The sequence below is a fragment of the Campylobacter concisus genome (assembly GCF_003048445.1).
Classification (GTDB): domain Bacteria; phylum Campylobacterota; class Campylobacteria; order Campylobacterales; family Campylobacteraceae; genus Campylobacter_A; species Campylobacter_A concisus_BF.
The window spans coordinates 1-1,394 of the sequence record NZ_PIQW01000035.1 but is presented as its reverse complement, the minus strand read 5'-3'; the positions used below and the strand labels follow the sequence as shown (position 1 = coordinate 1,394).

Sequence of the window (1,394 nt, the reverse complement as noted above, 5' to 3'; positions counted from 1 at the left end):
TTTTGCAAATTTTAAAATCTTACTCACTCGCCTTAGCAGACTACTAAATCTAGGCTGCACTTCGTTTAGCACTAAATTTAGAGCCGTAATATGCTCGCTCATAAATTTTAAAATTTGATAGATAATTCTTGAGTGCTAAATTTGAAATTTATAGATAAACACAAAGATTAAATTTAAAGTTTAGAATTTAAAAAGATTAAAATTCCAACCCAGTCTAAACCAGGTTGAAATTTATGAAGATTTATGAAGCAGTTTGATTAAAATTTATTCTTTCTTACTTCACTTACTATAGTCTTAGCCATGTTATCAACATCACTTGTTACTTCATTAGCCCTATTAGCAATTACAACATTCTCTTTTGTTAGGTGATCTATTTGAGCAACTGATTGATTTATCATGTTTATACCTTCACTTTGCTCTTTGATTGATTCACTCATCTCATTTATTGATTGAGCTAGGACATTTGTATTTGCTTCTATCTCACCAAGTGATTTTTGAGTTCTCTCAGCTAGTTTTCTAACTTCATCAGCAACGACGGCAAATCCTCTACCATGCTCTCCTGCACGTGCAGCTTCTATTGCTGCATTAAGAGCTAGAAGGTTTGTTTGATCTGCTATATCTCTAATGATAGTTATGATGTTTTTAATTTCATCACTTTGTCTTATAACATCAGCTGTCTTTTGAGAGATGGCATTCATTGAGCTAGACATTTGTTCTACTGCAGCTGCACTTTCTTGAAGTGAGCTTGCTTGTGTGCTAGCACCTTGTGTAAGCTCTTTCATAGCTAAAGCCAAAGTTGTAGCCTTTTCTTCAAGCATCTTGGCATCATTTAAATTTGAGTTTAGCATAGTGCAAATTACCTCACCCATATTTGATACTCCAAGTATCATAGCTTTTAGATCGGCTTCTAGCTCTTCATTTATCTCGACCTTTGCTGTAAAGTCGTTTTTAGTATATGAGCTAAGAACATTTGTTATGCCCTTTAAATTTGCTGATATAGACGTAAAGAATTTATTTAGTAGCTCTTTTAGCTCATTTAGCGATGGGTTGTTTGGAGTTGAGCCTATCTTTGCTCCAAGGTTGCCTTTGATCATTAAATTTGCTACCTTATTTAGCTCATCTATCATCGTGCTATCTTTTTTGATGCCAGCTACGACTTTGTCGATGTTCTCATTTATAGCTTTACTCATCTCACCAAATTCATCATTTGATCTTACCTCTAGCTTGCTTGGTGCTTTTGCTTCGTAAGTTACAAATTTAAATAGATCATCAAGCTTAGACTGGATAGTTTTTATAGGGTTAAGAGACTTTTTAAGTAAGAAATAGACAAATGCTGAGAGGATAACGATAAATAGCACTGCTAGGGTTAGTTGGATCTTTAGGAGGGGCATAGT

The 1,394-nt window shown here is 34.3% G+C and carries 1 protein-coding gene; it reads right to left on the bottom strand.

Features of this window, described 5'->3' with window-relative positions; genetic code table 11:
- Positions 1 to 257 precede the first annotated feature (257 nt).
- The coding region (locus CVT14_RS10570; protein ID WP_234403132.1) for a methyl-accepting chemotaxis protein at positions 258 to 1,394 on the bottom strand (1,137 nt) is incomplete at its 5' end.